The organism is Pseudomonas sp. SDO52101_S400 (assembly GCF_054071635.1).
On sequence record NZ_JBSVWF010000015.1, the window covers coordinates 89,268 to 108,632 of the forward strand.

At 61.1% G+C, this 19,365-nt stretch carries 18 protein-coding genes; 12 read left to right on the forward strand and 6 right to left on the reverse strand.

Annotated elements, in window-relative coordinates; all coding sequences use genetic code 11:
* Nucleotides 1–19 precede the first annotated feature (19 nt).
* A complete protein-coding gene (gene ftrA / locus ACW9HX_RS10160; RefSeq protein WP_457380488.1) occupies nt 20–1,009 on the forward strand; it encodes a transcriptional regulator FtrA in 990 nt (329 codons plus the stop codon).
* Here ftrA and cobF read toward each other — a convergent pair.
* Nucleotides 978–1,733 (reverse strand): precorrin-6A synthase (deacetylating), encoded by a 756-nt coding sequence (gene cobF / locus ACW9HX_RS10165; RefSeq protein WP_457380489.1) that lies wholly within the window; start codon nt 1,731–1,733, stop codon nt 978–980. The genes ftrA and cobF overlap by 32 nt on opposite strands.
* A complete protein-coding gene (locus ACW9HX_RS10170) occupies nt 1,730–2,302 on the reverse strand; it encodes a histidine phosphatase family protein (protein WP_457380490.1) in 573 nt (190 codons plus the stop codon). Before ACW9HX_RS10170 ends, cobF begins: the two co-directional genes overlap by 4 nt.
* Before the next feature lie 318 nt (nt 2,303–2,620).
* Between ACW9HX_RS10170 and ACW9HX_RS10175 the strand changes: the two genes are divergently transcribed.
* The 8 genes from ACW9HX_RS10175 to ACW9HX_RS10210 all read left to right on the forward strand — a co-directional run bounded on the left by ACW9HX_RS10175 (nt 2,621) and on the right by ACW9HX_RS10210 (nt 10,878).
* Nucleotides 2,621–3,475, forward strand: coding sequence for a MurR/RpiR family transcriptional regulator (locus ACW9HX_RS10175; RefSeq protein WP_457380491.1), 855 nt, complete (start codon nt 2,621–2,623; stop codon nt 3,473–3,475).
* A gap of 2 nt (nt 3,476–3,477) precedes the next feature.
* A complete protein-coding gene (locus tag ACW9HX_RS10180) occupies nt 3,478–4,122 on the forward strand; it encodes an isochorismatase family cysteine hydrolase (protein WP_457380492.1) in 645 nt (214 codons plus the stop codon).
* Complete coding sequence (locus ACW9HX_RS10185) at nt 4,119–5,450, forward strand: glutamine synthetase (RefSeq protein WP_457380493.1); 1,332 nt, start codon at nt 4,119–4,121, stop codon at nt 5,448–5,450. The genes ACW9HX_RS10180 and ACW9HX_RS10185 overlap by 4 nt, the downstream gene beginning before the upstream one ends.
* A complete protein-coding gene (locus ACW9HX_RS10190) occupies nt 5,434–6,186 on the forward strand; it encodes an N-formylglutamate amidohydrolase (protein WP_457380494.1) in 753 nt (250 codons plus the stop codon). Before ACW9HX_RS10185 ends, ACW9HX_RS10190 begins: the two co-directional genes overlap by 17 nt.
* Before the next feature lie 87 nt (nt 6,187–6,273).
* The gene (locus ACW9HX_RS10195; protein WP_457380495.1) at nt 6,274–7,623 is read left to right on the forward strand and encodes an APC family permease; all 1,350 of its coding nucleotides are present in this window, start codon (nt 6,274–6,276) and stop codon (nt 7,621–7,623) included.
* A 118-nt stretch (nt 7,624–7,741) separates the two neighbouring features.
* Nucleotides 7,742–8,758: an arginine N-succinyltransferase gene (locus tag ACW9HX_RS10200; RefSeq protein ID WP_457380496.1), complete on the forward strand. Its 1,017-nt coding sequence runs from the start codon at nt 7,742–7,744 to the stop codon at nt 8,756–8,758.
* A 55-nt stretch (nt 8,759–8,813) separates the two neighbouring features.
* The gene (gene astA / locus ACW9HX_RS10205) at nt 8,814–9,848 is read left to right on the forward strand and encodes an arginine N-succinyltransferase (RefSeq protein WP_457380497.1); all 1,035 of its coding nucleotides are present in this window, start codon (nt 8,814–8,816) and stop codon (nt 9,846–9,848) included.
* A gap of 160 nt (nt 9,849–10,008) precedes the next feature.
* Nucleotides 10,009–10,878, forward strand: a complete 870-nt coding sequence (locus ACW9HX_RS10210) for an isocitrate lyase/PEP mutase family protein (protein ID WP_085733177.1) — start codon at nt 10,009–10,011, stop codon at nt 10,876–10,878.
* A gap of 78 nt (nt 10,879–10,956) precedes the next feature.
* Here ACW9HX_RS10210 and ACW9HX_RS10215 read toward each other — a convergent pair whose 3' ends face one another.
* The 3 genes from ACW9HX_RS10215 to ACW9HX_RS10225 form a co-directional block, all read right to left on the reverse strand.
* Nucleotides 10,957–11,259 carry a hypothetical protein gene (locus ACW9HX_RS10215; RefSeq protein WP_249490144.1) on the reverse strand — a complete coding sequence of 101 codons (303 nt, stop codon included), beginning with the start codon at nt 11,257–11,259 and terminating at the stop codon, nt 10,957–10,959.
* Between the two features lie 671 nt (nt 11,260–11,930).
* Entirely contained in the window at nt 11,931–13,160 is a 1,230-nt protein-coding gene (locus ACW9HX_RS10220; RefSeq protein WP_457380498.1) for a M20/M25/M40 family metallo-hydrolase, read from the reverse strand.
* A gap of 83 nt (nt 13,161–13,243) precedes the next feature.
* Entirely contained in the window at nt 13,244–14,317 is a 1,074-nt protein-coding gene (locus ACW9HX_RS10225; RefSeq protein WP_457380499.1) for a diguanylate cyclase, read from the reverse strand.
* A 171-nt stretch (nt 14,318–14,488) separates the two neighbouring features.
* Between ACW9HX_RS10225 and ACW9HX_RS10230 the strand changes: the two genes are divergently transcribed.
* The 3 genes from ACW9HX_RS10230 (at nt 14,489) to hglS (ending at nt 18,389) form a co-directional block, all read left to right on the forward strand.
* Nucleotides 14,489–15,943, forward strand: a complete 1,455-nt coding sequence (locus ACW9HX_RS10230) for a flavin-containing monooxygenase (RefSeq protein WP_457380500.1) — start codon at nt 14,489–14,491, stop codon at nt 15,941–15,943.
* Nucleotides 15,944–15,959: 16 nt separating this feature from the next.
* Nucleotides 15,960–16,898 carry an alpha/beta fold hydrolase gene (locus ACW9HX_RS10235; RefSeq protein ID WP_102619566.1) on the forward strand — a complete coding sequence of 313 codons (939 nt, stop codon included), beginning with the start codon at nt 15,960–15,962 and terminating at the stop codon, nt 16,896–16,898.
* Nucleotides 16,899–17,009: 111 nt separating this feature from the next.
* Complete coding sequence (gene hglS / locus ACW9HX_RS10240) at nt 17,010–18,389, forward strand: 2-oxoadipate dioxygenase/decarboxylase HglS (protein ID WP_457380501.1); 1,380 nt, start codon at nt 17,010–17,012, stop codon at nt 18,387–18,389.
* 45 nt (nt 18,390–18,434) lie between these two features.
* On the opposite strand, the gene ACW9HX_RS10245 is transcribed toward hglS, so the two are convergent.
* Nucleotides 18,435–19,112, reverse strand: a complete 678-nt coding sequence (locus ACW9HX_RS10245; RefSeq protein WP_457380502.1) for a type 1 glutamine amidotransferase domain-containing protein — start codon at nt 19,110–19,112, stop codon at nt 18,435–18,437.
* Nucleotides 19,113–19,365 lie beyond the last annotated feature (253 nt).

A 19,365-nucleotide genomic window follows, 5' to 3' on the forward strand; every position in this document is an offset into this window, starting at 1 on the left:
ACCGGGAAGTTTCCGCCAAATGCCTGATTCACCTGGATTGGTCGCGATTCTGGCCTACGACGGCCTCTGTACCTTCGAGTTCGGCATCGCCGTGGAAATCTTCGGCCTGGCCCGGCCGGAATTCGATTTCCCGTGGTACGAGCACTGCATCGCCGCCGTCGATCAAGGCCCGATGCGCGCCATGGGCGGGATTCAGGTGCTGGCCGATGGTGGTCTGGAATTGTTGGCGGATGCGCGCACCATCATCATTCCCGGCTGGCGCGACCGCAGTGCACCGGTGCCGGAAGCCTTGCTCGAAGCATTGCGTGACGCGCATTCACGCGGCGCTCGGTTGCTGTCGATCTGCTCCGGAGTGTTTGTGTTGGCAGCGAGCGGTCTGCTCGACGGGCATGGCGCTACCACTCATTGGCGCTACACCTCGGAGCTGGCCGAGCGCTTCCCGGCCATCGATGTCGATCCGGACGTGCTTTACGTCGATTCCGGCCAGTTGATCACCTCGGCCGGCAGCGCCGCGGGGATCGACGCTTGCCTGCATCTGGTGGCGCGGGACTTCGGCACTCAGGTGGCCAACTCGGTGGCGCGACGGCTGGTAATGTCGCCGCAGCGCACCGGCGGTCAGGCGCAATTCATCCCGACACCGGTCAGCCCGACGCCGCGCAGCGATCTGTCGCGCGTGATGCAATGGGCCCGCGAGCGCCTGCACGAACCGCTGGAAGTGCGCGATCTGGCCAGCGAAGCGGCGATGAGCGAACGCACCTTCCTGCGCAAATTTACCGAAGCCAGCGGCCAGTCACCCAAGGCCTGGCTGCAACACGAACGCCTGGCCCGGGCTCGGGAATTGCTGGAAAGCACGCCGCAGAACACTGAGCAGATCGCCCTGCGTTGCGGTTATCGTTCGGTGGAAAGCTTTCGCGTGGCGTTTCGCAGCGTGGTCGGGCTGCCACCGTCGGTGTATCGCGAGCGCTTTGGTCGTGAGGTCAAGGCTTTCGCAGAAGATAAGTGTCCATGATCCAGCCATGTTCGGCCCGCGCCGCCTTGCGCACCCGCTCGATTTCATCGGCAACGTCGCTGAGCTTGCCATTGATAAGGATTTCATCCGGCGTGCCGAGGTAGGCGCCCCAGTAAATTTCTGTCTCCTGATCCGCCACCTGCTGGTAGGAATCTTCGGCATCGAGCATCACCACCAGACTGTCGGTATCACTCACCTGCCCCGCCGCCAGGCGTCGGCCGGTGGTGATTTCAATTGAGCGGCCGATGGTGTTCAACGGTACCTTGTGCTGCGCCGCCAGTGCCTGAACGCTGGTGATGCCGGGAATCACGTCGAATTCAAATGCGCATCGCCCCGAGGCCAGAATCGCCTGCAGGATGCGAATCGTGCTGTCGTACAACGCCGGATCGCCCCACACCAGAAAGCCGCCGCACTGCCCGTCAGCCAATTCGTCATTGATGAGGCGTTCGAAGGTTTGCTGCTTGGCGCGGTTCAGATCATCGACGCTGGCGCTGTAGTCCACATCGCCGCGCTCGCGCTCCGGGCTGTGGGCTTCGGCGAAACGGTAGGTACGATCAGTGATGTAGCGCTCGCAGATTTCGCGACGCAGGTCGATCAGCTTGTCCTTGCTCTGGCCCTTGTCCATCAGGAAAAACACGTCCACCCGATTCAGCGCCTTCACCGCCTGCATCGTGATGTAGTCAGGGTTGCCGGCGCCAATGCCGATGACCAGCAATCGCTTCATGTACGGTCTCCTTCAAAGTCGATGCCCGACAAGCGTAGCCGCCAGCGCCCGAAGAAACGCAACTCGACCACCGCCAACGGTTCGACATCGATGCTGTGAAACGCCTGACCTTGCATGACCTGCATCAGCGCCGCACGAATGATGAACGGATGAGTCACGGCCAGCACATGGCCCGGCGTGGTTTGCAGGGTCGCCAGCCATGCGGCCACTCGCTCGCCAAGTTGCAGCACCGACTCACCACCATGGGGCGCCGCGCCGGGATCTTCGAGCCAGGTTTGCAGGGCTTCCGGCTCATCTCGCTGCAGGTCCTTGATCGACTCCCCCTGCCAGCGGCCCCAGTCGCAATCGCGCAGTGCGTCATCTACCTGGGCATCGTGACCGAACCATGCGGCAGTCTGGCGCGTGCGCAATTCCGGGCCGCAGAACAAACGGCGTGGTGCCTCGAATCGAGTAGCCAGAAAGTCAGACGCTACAGCGCTTTCTTCAACAGCTTCGTTCGTAGGAAAACGCGCCAATTTTTGTGAGACGGTTCTGGCGTGACAGATCAAGGTCAAACGGGTGGCTTGCACAATGAGTCACTCGGTCAGAAGGTAAAAAACACCCGGCAAAGTGCCGACAGCACGGCAATTGTGCCGCAAACCGGGCGGTTCCGGGGAAGGCCTTCAATCACCCTGTCAAAACAAAGCGGCAATGTCTGACACAACAATGGGCAATGGACTACACGACTGATCGATCCACGTGTAGCCCTTGTTACACGGGCATCCCGCCCCATTTTGGGGCCAGGAAAAATGCCTGGAAAATTCACTAGACATGTAGCGTGAGTTACATAAATACTGTTTTAACGGATTGTGAAGCGAATCCAACACCCCCATCCAGCAGGAGCCCGGATGCCCCCTCTCAGAGACCTGATTACTGATCCCGGCCTGGACCTTACGCCGTCAGAGCGCAAAGTCGTCCGGGCCTTGCTCGATCAGTACCCGCGCAACGGGCTCGGCCCGATGGCGCGTCTGGCCGAGCACGCCGGCGTCAGCGATCCGACCATCGTGCGCCTGGTCAAAAAACTCGGCTTTGGCGGTTACGCCGAATTCCAGGACGCCCTGCTCAGTGACATGGACCATCGCCTGCGCTCGCCGCGCACGCTGTTGCAACCGCGTTCGAAACTCAATCAGGACGATGCGTGGAGCCACTATCTGGCCCACAGCCACAACCTGCTGGCCGAAACCCAGGCCCTGACTCAACCCGAAGACGTGCGAATTCTGGCGCAATGGCTGCTCGACACCCGCCATCAGGTCTACTGTTTCGGCGGGCGCTTCAGCAGCCTGATGGCCACTTACCTGCTCAATCATTTGCGTCTTCTGCGCCCCGGTTGCTTTGCGCTGGAGGACAACGCGCAACTGCCGGATCGTCTGTTCGACCTGCAACGCCAGGACGTCGTGCTGGTGTTCGACTATCGCCGCTACCAGACCCAGGCCCTGCGCGTGGCCACGGCGGCCAAGAACAACAACGCCCGTGTCGTGCTGTTCACCGATATTTATGCCTCGCCGCTGCGCGAACTCGCCGACATGATCATCAGCGCTCCGGTGGAGTCGGCTTCGCCGTTCGACACCATGGTCCCGGCGCTGGCCCAGGTTGAAGCGCTCATCGCTTGCCTGACCCTGCGCAGCCCGGACCTGGCCGATCGCCTGGAAGGCATCGATGCCCTGCGCAACGACTTCGACACCCACTTGCTGGAGGATAAATAAGGATGTTCAGCCTTCCCCACCGCTCGCCGCGGGACCTGCCGTTTGTCACCGACCATACCGCGCTGTTGCTGGTGGACATGCAGCGTGCCTGGCTCGAACCGCAGTTCGACGCGCACCTCGAAGGCCCGGACGCCGCGTACTTCCTCAATCGCACACGCTCGCAAGTGGTGCCCAATCAGGTGCGCCTGCTCAACGCCTTCCGCGATGCACGGCAGAACGTGCTGCACACCCTGATCGAAAGTCTGACCGCCGACGGCCGCGACCGCTCGCTGGATCACAAACTGTCGGACATGCACCTGCCCAAGGGCAGCCCGCAGGCACAGGTCATCGGCGAGCTGACCCCGGCGGAAAACGAAATAGTGCTGCCCAAGACCTCCTCCGGGGTCTTCAACTCGACCAACATCGACTACGTGCTGAGCAATCTGGAAACCCGCCATCTGATCATCGCCGGCATCGTCACTGACCAGTGCGTGGACATGGCCGTGCGCGACGCTGCCGACCGTGGCTATCTGGTGACGCTGGTGGCGGACGCCTGTGCGACCTACACCGAAGCACGCCATGACGCCTGCCTGAACGCGATCAAGGGCTACTGCTGGATCACCGACACCGACACCGTACTCGGCCGCCTGCAGGAGATGCAGCCATGAGCGAACGCCTGTCGCCGTTGCCGATGACCACCATCGTCACCACCGACCTGATCGGCATCACCCGTGGCCGTTCGTTTCCCAGCGATGAGCTGGAACACTATCAAGCGGCCGGTTGCGGCTGGGTGCCGGCCAACAGCGCGCTGACGCCGCAGGACATCATTGCCTCGACCAATCCCTGGGGCGCCTATGGCGATCTGCGGCTGATTCCTGATCTGGCCAGCCGCGTCACGGTCGGCAACGGCCCGGACACCGCCGCCCCGGCGCTGGACTTCATTCACGGCGACATCCGCGAAACCGACGGCCGCCCGTGGGGCGCCTGCCCGCGCACGCTGCTGCGCGATGAAGTCGAGCGCTATCGCGATCAACTCGGTTTACAGGTCAACGCCGCGTTCGAACACGAATTCAACCTGCACGCAGGGTTCGCCGAACACCTGGCCTTCTCGCTCGAAGCCCAGCGCCAGGGCGCGGAGTTCGGCGGCTGGCTGCTCAGCGCGTTACGCGCCGGTGGTGTCGAGCCGGAAATGTTCCTGCCCGAATACGGTAAGCATCAATACGAAATCACCTGCCGTCCGACCCTCGGCGTGGCGGCGGCGGATCGCGCGGTGAATGTGCGCGAGATCACCCGCGAAATCGCCCGGCAGATGGGCCTGGACTTGAGCTTCGCGCCGAAGACCGCTGCTGAAGCGGTGTGCAACGGCGTTCACCTGCACGTCAGCCTGCTCGATCTGGCCGGTCAGCCGATGCTGTACGACGCCGGCACCAGCAATGGCTTGTCGACCCTTGGCCAGCACTGGGCGGCAGGCGTGCTGCATTACTTGCCGGCGCTGTGTGCGTTCACCGCACCGACCCCGGTGTCTTACGAGCGTTTGCAGCCGCACCACTGGAGCGCGTCCTACGCGTGCCTCGGTCAACAGAATCGCGAAGCGGCGCTGCGGATCTGCCCGACCGTGAGCCTGGGCAGCAAATCCGTGGCGAAGCAGTACAACCTGGAATTCCGCGCCATGGACGCCACTGCCTCGCCGCACCTGGCGATGGCCGCGCTGCTGATCGCCGGACGCCTGGGCATCGAGCAGCGTCTGGCGCTGAACGCGATCACCGATGAAATCCCCGATTCACTCAACGACGAACAACGCGAGGCCCGGGGCATTGTTGCCCTGCCCGCCTCATTGGCTCAGGCACTGGAATGCCTGCGTCGCAGCGAAGCGCTGATGGCAGCGCTGCCTGCACCGTTACTCGACACTTATTTCGCCCTTAAAACCGAGGAACTGGCGCTGACGGAACAGCTCTCGCCCGCTGACCTGTGTGAGCACTATGCACGCCTGTACTGAATCCGCCGAGCTTGGGTTGTACACCCGACCGGTCTACAACCTGATCCGTGAAGATTCGACGCATCCACTGATCCTGGTGTGCGAGCACGCCAGCCGCTACATCCCCGACGCCCTGAACAATCTGGGCCTGGATGACACGGCGGCGCGTGAACACATCGCCTGGGACATCGGTGCGCTGGAGCTGGCCGAGCAACTGTCGGAAAAGATCGGCGCCACGCTGCTGAGCGCCAATTATTCGCGACTGTTGATCGACCTCAACCGGCCCCGGCATGCCCCGGACAGCATTCCGGCGCAGAGCGAGATCTACCAGGTGCCGGGCAATCGCGAGCTCGACGAAGCCACCCGCGAATACCGTCGCCAGTGCCTGTTCAAGCCGTTTCACACCCGGCTGCAACAACTGATCGACGAGCGTCTGGCCGAAGGTCGGCCGGTGCGGGTGGTGGGGATTCACAGTTTCACCCCGGTGTACTACGGCCAGCCAAGGGAGCTGGACGTCGGCGTGCTGTTCGGTCAGGCCAAGGCATACGCCCGGCGCCTGCTCGATGGCCTCGACCAGCATCCGCTGAAAGTCGCGGGCAACCAGCCGTACAGGATCGACCCGCTGGGCGACATGACTGTGCCGGTGCACGGCGATGCTCGAGGCCTTGAGTCAGTGTTGATCGAAGTACGCAACGATTTGTTGCGCAGCCCGGAAGCGGTGACCCGCTGGGCAAACTATCTGGCACCACTGCTGTAACCATTACTGTTAACACTGCTGACGCTGTAAACGACGGACCGATATAACAACTAAAACGACCGATTGGCTGACAAGGAGTTGCGCTTCATGGAAATAGAAGAGTTCGGCTACAAACAGGAGTTGAAACGTAGCCTGACACTGACCGACCTGGTGGTGTACGGGATGATCTTCATGATCCCCATCGCCCCGTTTGGTGTGTATGGCTACGTCAATGCCGAAGCACCGGGGATGGTGCCCTTGGCGTACATCATCGGCATGGTGGCGATGGTTTTCACCGCGCTGAGCTACGGCAGCATGGCTCGGGCCTTTCCGATTGCCGGCTCGGTGTATTCCTACGCGCAACGGGGCCTGAATCAACACGTCGGCTTCATCGCCGGCTGGCTGATGCTGCTCGACTACCTGCTGATTCCGCCGCTGCTCTACGTTTATGCGGCGATGGCACTCAACCATTTGTACCCGGACATTCCGAAAGTCGGCTTCATCCTGGCGTTCCTGGTCAGCGCCACTTTCGTCAACCTGCGCGGCATCACCTTCACCGCCCGCATGAATATCCTGTTTCTGCTGGCACAGCTTGTCGTGCTGGGGATTTTCCTGTTCTACGCCTGGAATGCCCTGCACAACGGCGGCGGCAACGGCCAGTTGACCCTGGCGCCGCTGTATCACCCGGAAACCTTCAACTTCGCCCTGCTGATGCAAGCGGTGTCGATTGCGGTGCTGTCGTTCCTCGGTTTCGATGCGATCTCCACGCTCGCCGAAGAAATCAAGGGCGACCCGGGGCGCAGTGTCGGCAAGGCAGCGTTGATCACTCTGGTGGTAATGGGCGTGATTTTCGTCGTACAGACCTGGATTGCCACCGATCTGGCAGCGGGCATGGGCTTCAAGTCCGCCGACACCGCATTCTATGAAATCGCCGAAATCGCGGCTGGAAGCTGGCTCGCGACCCTGACCGGCGTGGCCACGGCGCTGGCCTGGGGCGTGGCGGTGGCGATCACTTCGCAAGCGGCGGTCTCGCGCCTGCTGTTCGGCATGGCCCGCGACGGCAAGCTGCCGAAAGTGCTGGCCAAGGTCCACCCGAAACACAACACGCCGTACCTGAGCATCTATCTGGTAGCCGTGCTGTCGCTGGTGATCTGCTACCTGTTCATCAACTCGGTGGACACCCTGACCTCGCTGGTCAACTTCGGCGCCCTGAGCGGCTTCATGCTGCTGCACCTGACCGTGATCAATTACTACTGGCGCCGGCAGAAGTCCGGCCAGGTGATCCGTCACCTGATCTGCCCGGTGATCGGCTTCATCATCGTCGCGGCCATCATGTACAACATGGGCGTCGATGCACAGAAACTCGGCCTGATCTGGATCGCACTGGGTCTGGTGTACCTGTTCTTCCTGAACAAGCTCGGCGCCAGTACCGCGCTGCCTGACCCGAGCAATGGCTGACAAGAAAAAGAGCGGCGTCTGACAACAAATCAGGCGACCGCCGCTTTAACGCGTGGAAACCGACAGTGATAGTCAGGTTCGGCGAATGTGCCGAACCTTTTGATACAGGAGTGCATCCATGCTGGTCTTACGCCCAGTCGAGCCAAACGACCTGCCTCAATTGCAACAACTGGCTCGCGACAGCCTGGTGGGCGTCACGTCCCTGCCGGACGACAGCGAGCGCCTGGGCGAAAAAATCGCCTCGTCCTGCGCCTCGTTCAACAGCGACGCTGCGGCTCAGGGCCCGGAGAATTACTTTTTCGTGCTGGAAGATCTGGACAGCCGTCGTCTGGTCGGCTGTTCGGAAATCCTCGCCACTGCCGGCCACAACGAACCGTTCTACAGCCTGCGCAACCGTCACTTCACCAGCGCATCGCGGGAACTGAACATCGAACATGGCGTTCCGGCGCTGTCGCTGTGCCACGACCTCAGCGGCCACACACTGCTGCGCGGCTTTCACATCGATGCGGCGCTGGTGCGCACACCGTTCTCGGAATTGCTGTCGCGGGCACGACTGCTGTTCATCGCGGCCCATGCGCCGCGCTTTGCCGAAGCGGTAATCACTGAAATCGTCGGCTACAGCGACGAGCAAGGCAACTCGCCGTTCTGGGATGCGCTGGGCAAACACTTCTTCGATTTGCCCTACGTCGAGGCCGAACGCCTGTGCGGCTTGCAGAGCCGTACGTTTCTCGCCGAGCTGATGCCGCAGTACCCGATCTACGTGCCGATGCTGCCGCTGGCGGCGCAGGAATGCATCGGTCGCATCCACCCGGACGGTCAGGAAGCCTTCGACATCCTTGAGCGCGAAGGTTTTGAAACCAACAGCTACATCGATCTGTTCGACGCTGGCCCGACCCTGTATGCGCGCACCACCAACATCCGTTCGATCGCCCAGAGCCAGAGCGCCGCGGTTCAAACGGAACCACTGATCGATGCCCGCGGTCGCTATCTGGTGAGTAACGATGCACTGCATGGTTACCGGGCGGTGGTCGCCGAGCTGGATTACCAGCCCGGCCAGCCCCTGGCGCTCACCCCGTCGCAGTGTGCGGCGCTGAACGTCAGCCATGGCAGCACGGTCCGGGTGATCGCTCTATGAACCGCGTCCGTATCCAACGTCAGTGCCCGAGCAGGCGCGCAAAAGGAGTTGCAGCATGATTGTCCGTCCGGTCCAAGTCAGCGACCTGCCAGCGTTGATGACGCTGGTGCAACAGGCCGGGCCGGGGTTCACCACCCTGCCCGCCAATGAAGATCGCCTGGCCCACCGGGTACGCTGGGCGCAGCGCGCCTTCGCCGAACAGGTCGAACGGGCCGATGCCGATTACCTGTTTGTGCTGGAGGACGACGAACAGCGAGTGGTTGGCGTCAGTGCACTGGCCGGGGCAGTCGGCCTGCGCGAGCCCTGGTACAACTATCGGGTCGGGCTGACCGTCAGTTCGGCGCCGGACCTGGGCATTCAACGGCAGATTCCGACGTTGTTCCTCAACAATGAACTGACCGGCCAATCGGAACTGTGCTCGCTGTTCCTGCGCCACGACCAGCGCCACGGTAGCAATGGACGTCTGCTGTCATTGGGGCGCTTGCTGTTTGTCGCCGAATTCCCGCATCTGTTCGGCGAAAAGATGATCGCCGAACTGCGCGGCAGTGCCGACGAGCAAGGCTGTTCACCGTTCTGGGACAGCCTCGGCCGGCACTTCTTCCAGATGGACTTCAGCCACGCCGACCACCTGTCCGGGCTGGGCAACAAGTCGTTCATCGCCGAACTGATGCCGCGCCAGCCACTGTACACCTGCCTGCTCACCGAACAGGCCCAGGCCGTGATCGGCCAGGCCCACCCCAACACCGAACCCGCGCTGAAGATCCTCCAGGCCGAGGGTTTCGCTCACAAAGGCTATATCGACATCTTTGACGGCGGCCCGGTGATCGAGTCGCCAATCCGCAATATCCGCACCGTGCGCGACAGCCTGGAACTGACCCTGAGCATTGGCACACCGGACGATCAGGCGCCGCTGTGGCTGATCCACAATCGGCGCCTGGAAAACTGCCGCATCACCGTGGCGCGTGCGCGCCGGGTCGGCAGCAGCCTGGTGATCGACCGCCTCACCGCCAAGCGCCTGCAATTGCAGCCGGGTAACTCGGTACGGGCGGTGCCACTGCCCAATCAACAGCAGCAGGCGGTGGCGGCCTGAGCGCCTCTGCCTGCAGCAAGAAAGCCTGAACAGGTTTTTCCTGGTTAACTTCCTCGTTAATTCGTCATGATCCTTGACCCATTGGCGTGATAGCCTTTTCACCTTCGGCGTTGACACCTTTGCTCAAGCCTTTCCATTCCTTTGTATTGGTGGAACTCGTATGACCAGGCTTTCTCATCAAGATTTGCGCCGTAACTTCCGTCAGCTGCTGGCTTCCGACACCTGCTATCACACCGCCTCGGTGTTCGATCCGATGTCCGCCCGCATCGCCGCTGACCTGGGTTTTGAAGTAGGGATTCTCGGCGGCTCGGTCGCCTCGTTGCAGGTCCTGGGGGCTCCGGACTTTGCCCTGATCACCCTCAGCGAATTCGCTGAACAGGCTACCCGCATCGGCCGCGTCGCCCAATTGCCGGTGATCGCCGACGCCGACCACGGCTACGGCAACGCGCTGAACGTGATGCGCACCATCGTCGAACTGGAACGCGCCGGCGTCGCCGCGCTGACCATCGAAGACACCCTGCTGCCGGCCCAGTTCGGCCGTAAATCCACCGACCTGATCACCGTCGCCGAAGGCGTCGGCAAGATCCGCGCGGCACTGGAAGCCCGGGTCGATTCGGAAATGGCGATCATCGCCCGGACCAACGCCGGCATCCTGCCGAATCAGGAAATCATCAGCCGCACCCGCCAATACCAGGCCGCCGGCGCCGACGGCATCTGCATGGTCGGTATCCAGGACTTCGATCAGCTTGAGCAAATCGCCGAACACCTGACCGTCCCGCTGATGCTGGTGACATACGGCAACCCGGCGTTGCGCGATGACAAACGCCTGGCCGAACTGGGCGTGCGCGTGACCATCGACGGTCACGGTGCCTACTTTGCGGCGATCAAGGCGACTTACGACAGCCTGCGCGAACAGCGCCAGATCTTCACCCAGGCCTCGGATCTGAGCGCCACCGAACTGACCCACACCTACACCCAGCCTGAGGAATACATCCTCTGGGCCAAGGAATACATGAGCGTCAAAGAGTAACCTCGCACCACGCTACAAAGAGGCAGAGCGGCCCGACGCCATTACGAGTCCACTCGCATGGCGCCCGCCGCGAAACCGCTAGACCGCTGTCTTGAAGCCTTCTTCCCGCTGTAATGCCCGCGTCTGAATCACGTTCAGAATGGCGCAGCCCTCTCGCATCAGCAGATGCACCGCGCTGGTAATGCGCGTCAGATCACAATCGGAAATGCCCTTGAGGTCGAGACTGGAAAAGGTGTCTGCCAGATCGCGCACGACCACAAAACGGTGCATCGCACACGCGGCCATGTCGCTGAGTTCTTTTTGAGTGTTGATGAAGAGCACCGGGGATTCGGCGTCGTAGGTGTCGATGGGGAGGTAGCGGGGGATTACTTGTTCTGACATTGGTGTAACTCCAGGTGAGGCAACCACCTTTCGCGGCCAAGCGAATAAGGGTGGCAGCTGTGAGCGGGTTGGCCGACCAGATACCTGAAAGATCCGGCACACCCTAAGGTGTCCCGCGCACAGCCGCCATAACACGTTGCCCAGAAACTGCTCTGAGCGATGGCGCTGTTACGTTTCAGGTTACCGACCGGCCAAGATCGTTCGCGGAGTTTTCCGCGAGCCAAAACTATAGGGGTCGGCACCGAAACGCGGCAACAGGGTACGTTGTAGGAAAGGTCTTGGAAATATGTGGGCTGGTTTTGATGGCAGTGTTCGGCTTGATATCTGGCCCTCACCCTAGCCCTCTCCCAGAGGTAGAGGGGACCGATTGGGGGATATTGGTGAGATACACCGACGTGAAAGATTTGCGCTGAATCCATAATCGACTCGGTGTTTCAGGTCGATGTATTACGCAACACACCTCGGTCGGCCCCCTCTCCTGCTGGGAAAAGGAACCGATTGGGGGATGCTGGAGAAGTACACCGACTTGAACGTTATGCGTCGAATCCATAATCAACTCGGTGTTTCAGGTCGATGTATAGCGCAAGACACCTCGGTCGGCTCCCTCTCCCCCTGGGAGAGGGCTGGGGTGAGGGGAAAATCTGACACGCCGCCGAATCCACTACATCCACTCACCGCCCCTTAGCCAACTCCATAATCATCCGCGACAACACATATATCCGCGGCGCCACGCTCTCCACCTCCGCGTACTCCTCCGGCGTATGAATGTTGCCGCCAACAATCCCGAACCCATCCAGCGTCGGCGTCCCCACCCCGGCCGACAGGCTCGCATCCGCCGCCCCGCCGCTGCCTTCTTCGGTCAACTTGCGGCCGATCTCGCCGTATATCCCCTGGGCCATCGCCATCAAACGATCCGACTCCGCCGTCTGCGGCATCGGTGGCAATCCGCGTTGCAGTGAAGTCTTCACCTCAGTGTCAGGAATCAACTTGTCCTGCGACACCCGCGCCAGATCCTTCTCGATCCGGTCGAACTCTTCCGGCACCGCCGCCCGCACGTCAGCCTTGGCCGTGGCCTGATCCGGAATCACGTTGGTGCGGTCGCCAGCCTTGAGCACAGTGAAATTGATCGTGGTTTTCTTCGCTTCGTCGCCGAGTTTGCCTAGTTGCAGGATCTGATGCGCCGCCTCCATCGCCGCGTTGCGCCCCAGTTCCGGCGCGACGCCGGCGTGGGCGGCCTTGCCCTTGACCTCGACCAGCGCGGTGGCGCTGCCCTTGCGCCACACCACCAGACCATCAGCCGGACGGCCCGGTTCCAGGTTGAGGGTCACGTCGTGAAGCTTGGCGGTTTTCTTGATCAGGTCGGTGGCGACATCCGAGCCGGTTTCTTCGCTGGCATCAAGCAGGAAAGTGATTTGCGCATAGTCCTTGAAGTCGAGGTTCTTCAGGACCTTCAGCGCATAAATGCCGGCGACGATCCCGCCCTTGTCGTCCATCACGCCCGGCCCGTAGGCGCGGCCATCCTTGATGTGGAACGGTCGTTCGGCGGCGGAGCCTTCCTTGAACACCGTGTCCATGTGCGCCATCAGCAGGATTTTCGCCTTGCCGGTGCCTTTGAGCGTGGCGAGCACGTGGTTGGTTTTTTCCGGGGTGTTCGGCACCAACTCAATCGTTGCGCCAAGCTTTTTCAGCTCATCGATGGCGATTTCGCTGACTTGTTTGAGGCCCGTTTCATCGCCGGAACCGGAGTCGATGTTGACCAGCCGCTCCAGCAGTTTCAGGGCGTCGGGCTTGAATTGCTCGGCATCGGCCAGCACCTGTTTATGCGGTTCGGCAAAGACACCGGAGGCTGCAAAAGCGAGGGACAGGCCAGCCAGCAGGGAACGAGGGAATTTGAACGTCATGAATCAATCCTTGTTTCGTGTCGGGTACTGAACCGTACCTGACATCGCTCCAAGGCTCTATCCCCGATGCGACACCCATCCATTCAAACCGAATCGAAAACCTCGCGCCGCGGCAGGTCATCATTACTGCAGATCACCCGGTTGCGCCCACTGGCCTTGGCCTCGTAGAGCGCCTCATCGGCGTCATTGAGCCAGCGCGTCGCATCGCCGTGAGCCGGATCGAGCGCCGCCAGGCCAATGCTCAGGCTGACTTTCAGCGCCGGGTTCTGTTCATACACCAGAAAGGAAAAACGCTCACGCAAGGCTTCCATCGCCTGCGCGGCATTGAACAGCGGCAGGTCCGGCAGGATCACGCAAAACTCGTCGCCGCCGTAGCGCCCCGCCACATCGGCCATGCGCAGGTTCTGCTTGAGCATCTTGCTCAACTGACGCAGGACGATATCGCCGGCCACATGGCCGTAGGTGTCGTTGATCGCCTTGAAGTGGTCGATGTCGATCAGCGCAATCGCCGCGCCTGTCTGCTGGCGTTTGCAGCGCTGGAATTCGACTTCCAGTTGATCTTTCCAGGCGCCATGGTTGAGCAGACCGGTGAGGCTGTCGGTGCGGCTCAACGCCAGCAATTCACGTTTGTGCAGGCCAAGGGTGTAGGCCTGGCGGAAGCAGATCCAGCCCAGCGCCAGCGGATACAGCATCAACAACGGCAGGCAGGCATAGAGCTGCGCCGGCGAGGTCGCGGGGATGAAGGCCGGGGCAAACACCACCAGCCCGACGCCGACGCCAAGCAACTGCGCCGCCGCACCGGCCAGCAGAAAACGCAGGCCACCGATGGCGACGTTGTTCATCGCCATCATTGAAATGGTCGTGGCGCTGGGCAAGGGATTGAAATGCATGGCGGCGACCCAGAAGCCACCGAGGAAGGCATCGATCAAAAGATTGCGGTGTTCGGCGTGGTACGGAACCTTAGCCCGCCGGGCCCATTGATACGCGAGGTGCGGCCAGACCAGGCCGTTGAACAACATTAGTGCCCAGACCCACGCCGGCGGATCGAGCGGGTACATCGCAACGCTCACGCAGAGAAGCCCCAGGACCAGACCGAGGGTTCGCGATGTGTAAAGCCTCCTGGCCAGTGAAAGTCCCTTTCCTCCCGTTCTTCCCATAAGGGCCTCGAGTACACCGCAAAAGGATGTGCTCGGAGTCTAACAGGGAGACGTTAAATAGCCATCACCGGCCAGCGGCCGAATACCCCGCCATTTCCATCACACGGCAGACAAATGATTGGCTATACATGAAAGGAAGAAAACGGAAAAAAGACTCTAAGAAGGAGGCCCATGCAGACCTATCAAGTGTTGATCATCGGCAGCGGGTTTGGCGGCCAGTGCGCGGCGGTCAATTTGCTCAAGGCCGGCATCGACGATTTTCGCTTGCTGGAGCGGCGGGACTTTTTCGGCGGTACCTGGTGCCAGAACACTTACCCCGGCGCGGCGGTCGATGTGCCGTCGCCCCTGTATTCACTGTCGTTCGCGCCCTACCCCTGGACGCAGATGTTCGCCGAACAGGCCGAACTGCATCACTACACCGAACATGTGATCGAGCGTTTCGGCCTGCGCGACCGGGTGGAACTGCAAGCCAATGTCGAGCGCATCGAATGGGACGAAGTCGAGAAGCGTTGGGCCGTGCACACCGGCACCAAAGGCACGTTTTACGCACGGTTCCTGATCAATGCCACCGGGCCGCTGAGCCAACCGGTCGTCCCACACTTCCCCGGTCAGGATCGTTTTCAGGGCAGGACCTTTCATACCAACAATTGGGACCACAGCTACGACTATCGCGGTAAACGCGTGGCCATCGTCGGCAGCGGCGCCAGTGCGGCGCAGGTGATTCCGACGATTGCGCCGCAGGTCGATCAACTGCACGTCTTCCAGCGAACGCCGCATTGGGTACTGCCCCGACCCGACCGCAAGTTCGGGCCTTTCCAGCGCTGGCTGTTGGGGCTGAAACCGGCCTACAAGCTGTTGCGCTGGATGATCTACTGGCAGTTCGAAACCCGGGTCATCGCCTTCAAATATTCAAAACCGGCGATTCACATGGTGCAGCACCAGGCGCTGAAATTCCTCAAACGCCAGGTAACGGATCCCGAACTCCAGAAAAAACTGACGCCGGACTTCACCATAGGCTGCAAACGGGTATTGGTCTCCAGCACTTATTACCCCGCACTGACCCGGCCCAACGTGACGCTGCACAGCCGCGAGCAAGGCATCGCCAGCCTCGACGAAACCGGCATCGTCACCACGGACGGCCAGCACATCGATGTGGACCTGATCGTGTGGTCAACCGGTTACGACGCCACCGATGGCGTGATTTCCTACCCGGTCAGCGGAAAAAACTCCGTGCAATTGCGTGATGTCTGGGCGCAATACCCGCGCGCTTACCTCGGCACCAGCCTGCCGGACTTTCCCAACCTGTTTATCGTCACCGGGCCGAACACCGGCATCGGCCATACCTCGGCGCTGTTCATCATCGAATCGCAGATGAACTACATCCTCGACTGCATCCGCACCGTGCAGGCCAAAGGTCTGCGCAGCATCGAAGTTCGCCCCGAAGCAGAACGTACCTACACTCAGATGATTCATCGGGAGATGGAGCGCACGGTCTGGAAAACCGGCGGCTGCCACAGTTGGTATCAAAGCAGGAGCGGTCATGTGATCGCGATGTTCCCCGGCTTCAGTTTCAGCTACCACCGGTTGACCCGTGCGCTTAAACCGGCCGACCACATTCTGTCTTGAACAAGGAAGACTCACGATGCTTTTGCTGTTTGTCGCCCTCGCGGTTTTCGTGGCCTGGAGCTGGTTGAGCTACCCGGCAGTCGGCCACTGGCTCTACGATCTGAGCGCAGCTTTGGAGGCGAAGCTGTACCGGTTGCACAAGATTGAAGTGCCGATTGCCGAAATGACCGTGTCGACCTGGCAAGGCGGACCCTATGAAGCGTCTAGCAGCATTCTGATGCTGCATGGCTACAGCGCGGAAAAGAACCTGTGGCTGCGCTTTGCCCGTCATTTTGTCAGTCAGTACCGGGTGATAATCCCGGATCTGGCCGGCCACGGCGAAACCGGCTTCAAGGCCGGTGGCGGCTACGACATCGCGGTACAGGCCAAGCGCATGATCCAGTTGCTCGACGTCTGCGGCGTCGAGAAAGTCCACGTGATCGGCAACTCCATGGGCGGTTACATCGCCGCGTGGCTGGCGGCGACCTACCCCGATCGCATCGCTTCGGTGGCACTGATCGACCCGGCCGGCGTCACAGCACCGGAGCCCAGCGACATGGAGCGCCACCTGGCCCGTGGGCACAATCCGTTTCTGATCAATTCCCGGGAAGAATTCCGACGCTTCTATGCGATGACCATGGCCTCGCCACCCTGGGTGCCGGGGCTGGTGCTGGATGCCATCGCCCAACGCTACGAACAACGCCGGGATGAACTGGAAGAAATCTTCCGGGATTTCCGCGCCAGCCCGCCGATGGAGCCGAAACTCCCAGACATCAAATGTCCGGGGCTGTTGCTCTGGGGCCGCAAGGACCGGTTGATCGACGTCAGCAGCGTGCCGGTCTGGAGCAAGGGCATCGCCAATCTGCGGGTGGATGTATGGGACGGCGTCGGTCACATGCCGATGGTCGAACAGCCGTCGAACACGGCACGTTTGTATCGGGAGTTCCTGGGGGAGAATTCGCGTCAGGACAGGTAAACGGTCAGTCGTTGGCAGAATGAAGTTCGTAGGATTCTTCGTTTGCCCGCGTCGGCGAAGGCTGCGATCTTTTCCCCCATCCTTTACGTGACCGTGCCAGGAATTTTTTTCATGACCGTGCAGCCGTTCGTCAGCCCCGACCTGATCCGCCAACGCTTCTCCAAAGCGATGTCCGACATGTACCGCGAAGAAGTGCCGCTGTACGGCGCCTTGATGGAGTTGGTGGAGCAAACCAACCGCGAAGTGCTGGCACGCGAGCCTCAGATTGCCCGTCAACTGCACAGCACCGGAGAAATCGAACGGCTGGACATGGAGCGCCATGGCGCAATCCGCGTCGGCACCGCCACTGAACTGGCCACCCTCGCCCGCCTGTTTGCGGTGATGGGCATGCAACCCGTGGGTTATTACGACCTGACGCCCGCCGGCGTGCCGGTGCATTCCACGGCGTTCCGCGCAGTGCATGAAGATGCGCTGCAGGTCAGCCCGTTCCGGGTGTTCACTTCGTTGTTGCGACTGGAGTTGATTGAAGATCCCGAGCTGCGGACCTTTGCTGAATCGGTACTGAATAAGCGTTCGATTTTCACGCCTTCGGCGCTAAGGCTGATCGAACAGGCCGAATCTGCTGGCGGACTGAATGAGTCCGAGGCCGGGGAATTTGTCCTGCAAGCGCTGGAGACCTTTCGCTGGCACCACAGCGCCACCGTCACCGCCGCGCAATACCAGACCCTCAGCGCCCAGCATCGCCTGATCGCCGATGTCGTCGCGTTCAAGGGCCCGCACATCAACCACCTGACCCCGCGCACGCTGGATATCGACATTGTTCAGGCGCAGATGCCCCTGCATGGCATCACGCCCAAAGCGGTGATCGAAGGGCCGCCGCGCCGGCAGCATCCGATCCTGTTGCGTCAGACCAGTTTCAAGGCGCTGGACGAACCGATCGCCTTCACCGACCAGACGCAAACTCGCGGCAGCCACAGCGCCCGGTTCGGCGAAATCGAACAACGGGGCGCGGCGCTGACTCCCAAGGGCCGGGCGCTGTATGACCGCCTGCTGAATGCCGCGCGAGATGAACTGGGCGATTTCCCCAACGAAGCCAACGCCTCACGCTACAACGCGCTGATGACTCAGCACTTCAGCGAATTCCCTGACAGCCTCGAAGGCATGCGCGAGCAGGAATTGGCGTACTTCCGTTATTTCCTGACAGACAAAGGGCTTGCGGCGAGTCGTCCCGCTGATGTTTCGCTGCAAACGCTGTTACGCGACGGGTATGTGAAAGCCGAACCACTGGTGTATGAAGACTTCCTGCCGGTCAGTGCGGCGGGGATTTTTCAGTCGAACCTGGGGGATGCGACGCAGACGCACTATGGCGAGCATTCCAATCGTCAGGCGTTCGAACAGGCCTTGGGCCGCTCGACCATCGATGAGCTGGGGTTGTATGCCGAAACGCAACAGCGTTCGGTTGAGGAATGTCTGGCCGCGTTGGCCCGATAACACTGAAAAAAGGTCGCCCGATGCCTCGGACGACCTTTCTGGACTTCAGCGCAACCGCGACAACAAGCTGAAAGCGGTCGCCTCGGACGATGCAGGATTCTGCCCCGTCAGCAGCAACCCGTCCTCCACCGTGTAACTCGCCCAATCCTCGGCCTTGGAAAAAATCCCGCCCTTGGCCTTGAGTTCGTCTTCCACCAGAAACGGCACGACATCGGTCAATTGCACCGCGTCCTCTTCGCTGTTGGTGAAACCGGTCACGCGCTTGCCTTTGACCAACGGCTGGCCGTCGGCACCCTTGACGTGGCGCAGTACGCCGGGCGCATGGCAGACAGCCGCAACCGGTTTGCCACTGTTGTAAAAGGCTTCGATCAGCGCGATGGAGTGTCGATCTTCGGCCAGATCCCACAGCGGACCATGGCCACCCGGGTAGAACACGGCATCGAAATCCGCCGCTTTGACTGAGTCGAGTTTGACTGTCGATGCCAGCGCCGACTGAGCAGCCGTGTCCGTGCGAAAGCGCTCCGTGGCTTCGGTTTGCGCATCCGGCGCATCGCTTTTCGGATCCAGCGGCGGCTGGCCGCCCTTGGGCGATGCCAAGGTCAGGTGGGCGCCGGCATCCTTGAATGCGTAGTACGGAGCAGCGAACTCCTCCAGCCAGAATCCGGTTTTCTTGCCGGTATTGCCCAGTTGATCGTGGGACGTCAGAACCATCAGGATTTTCATGTTGTTCTCACTCTGTTTGAGGAATTCTCAACCGCCATGCGGTCGTCCTGAGTGATTGACCGTAGACGTTTGCGGTTCGTTTCACCCGATCGGCGCTTGACCCCAACTGCGCAAGAAGTTGCGCAGTTGTACGTAATAAAACACCCCTGAAAACCGCTGCAAGCCACGCCGTTCATGGCCTCTAGCCAAGTGCGCAAGAAGTTGCGCAGTACTGTGCAACTTCTTGCGCACCTTTTTCCTGAAACGCTGCTCT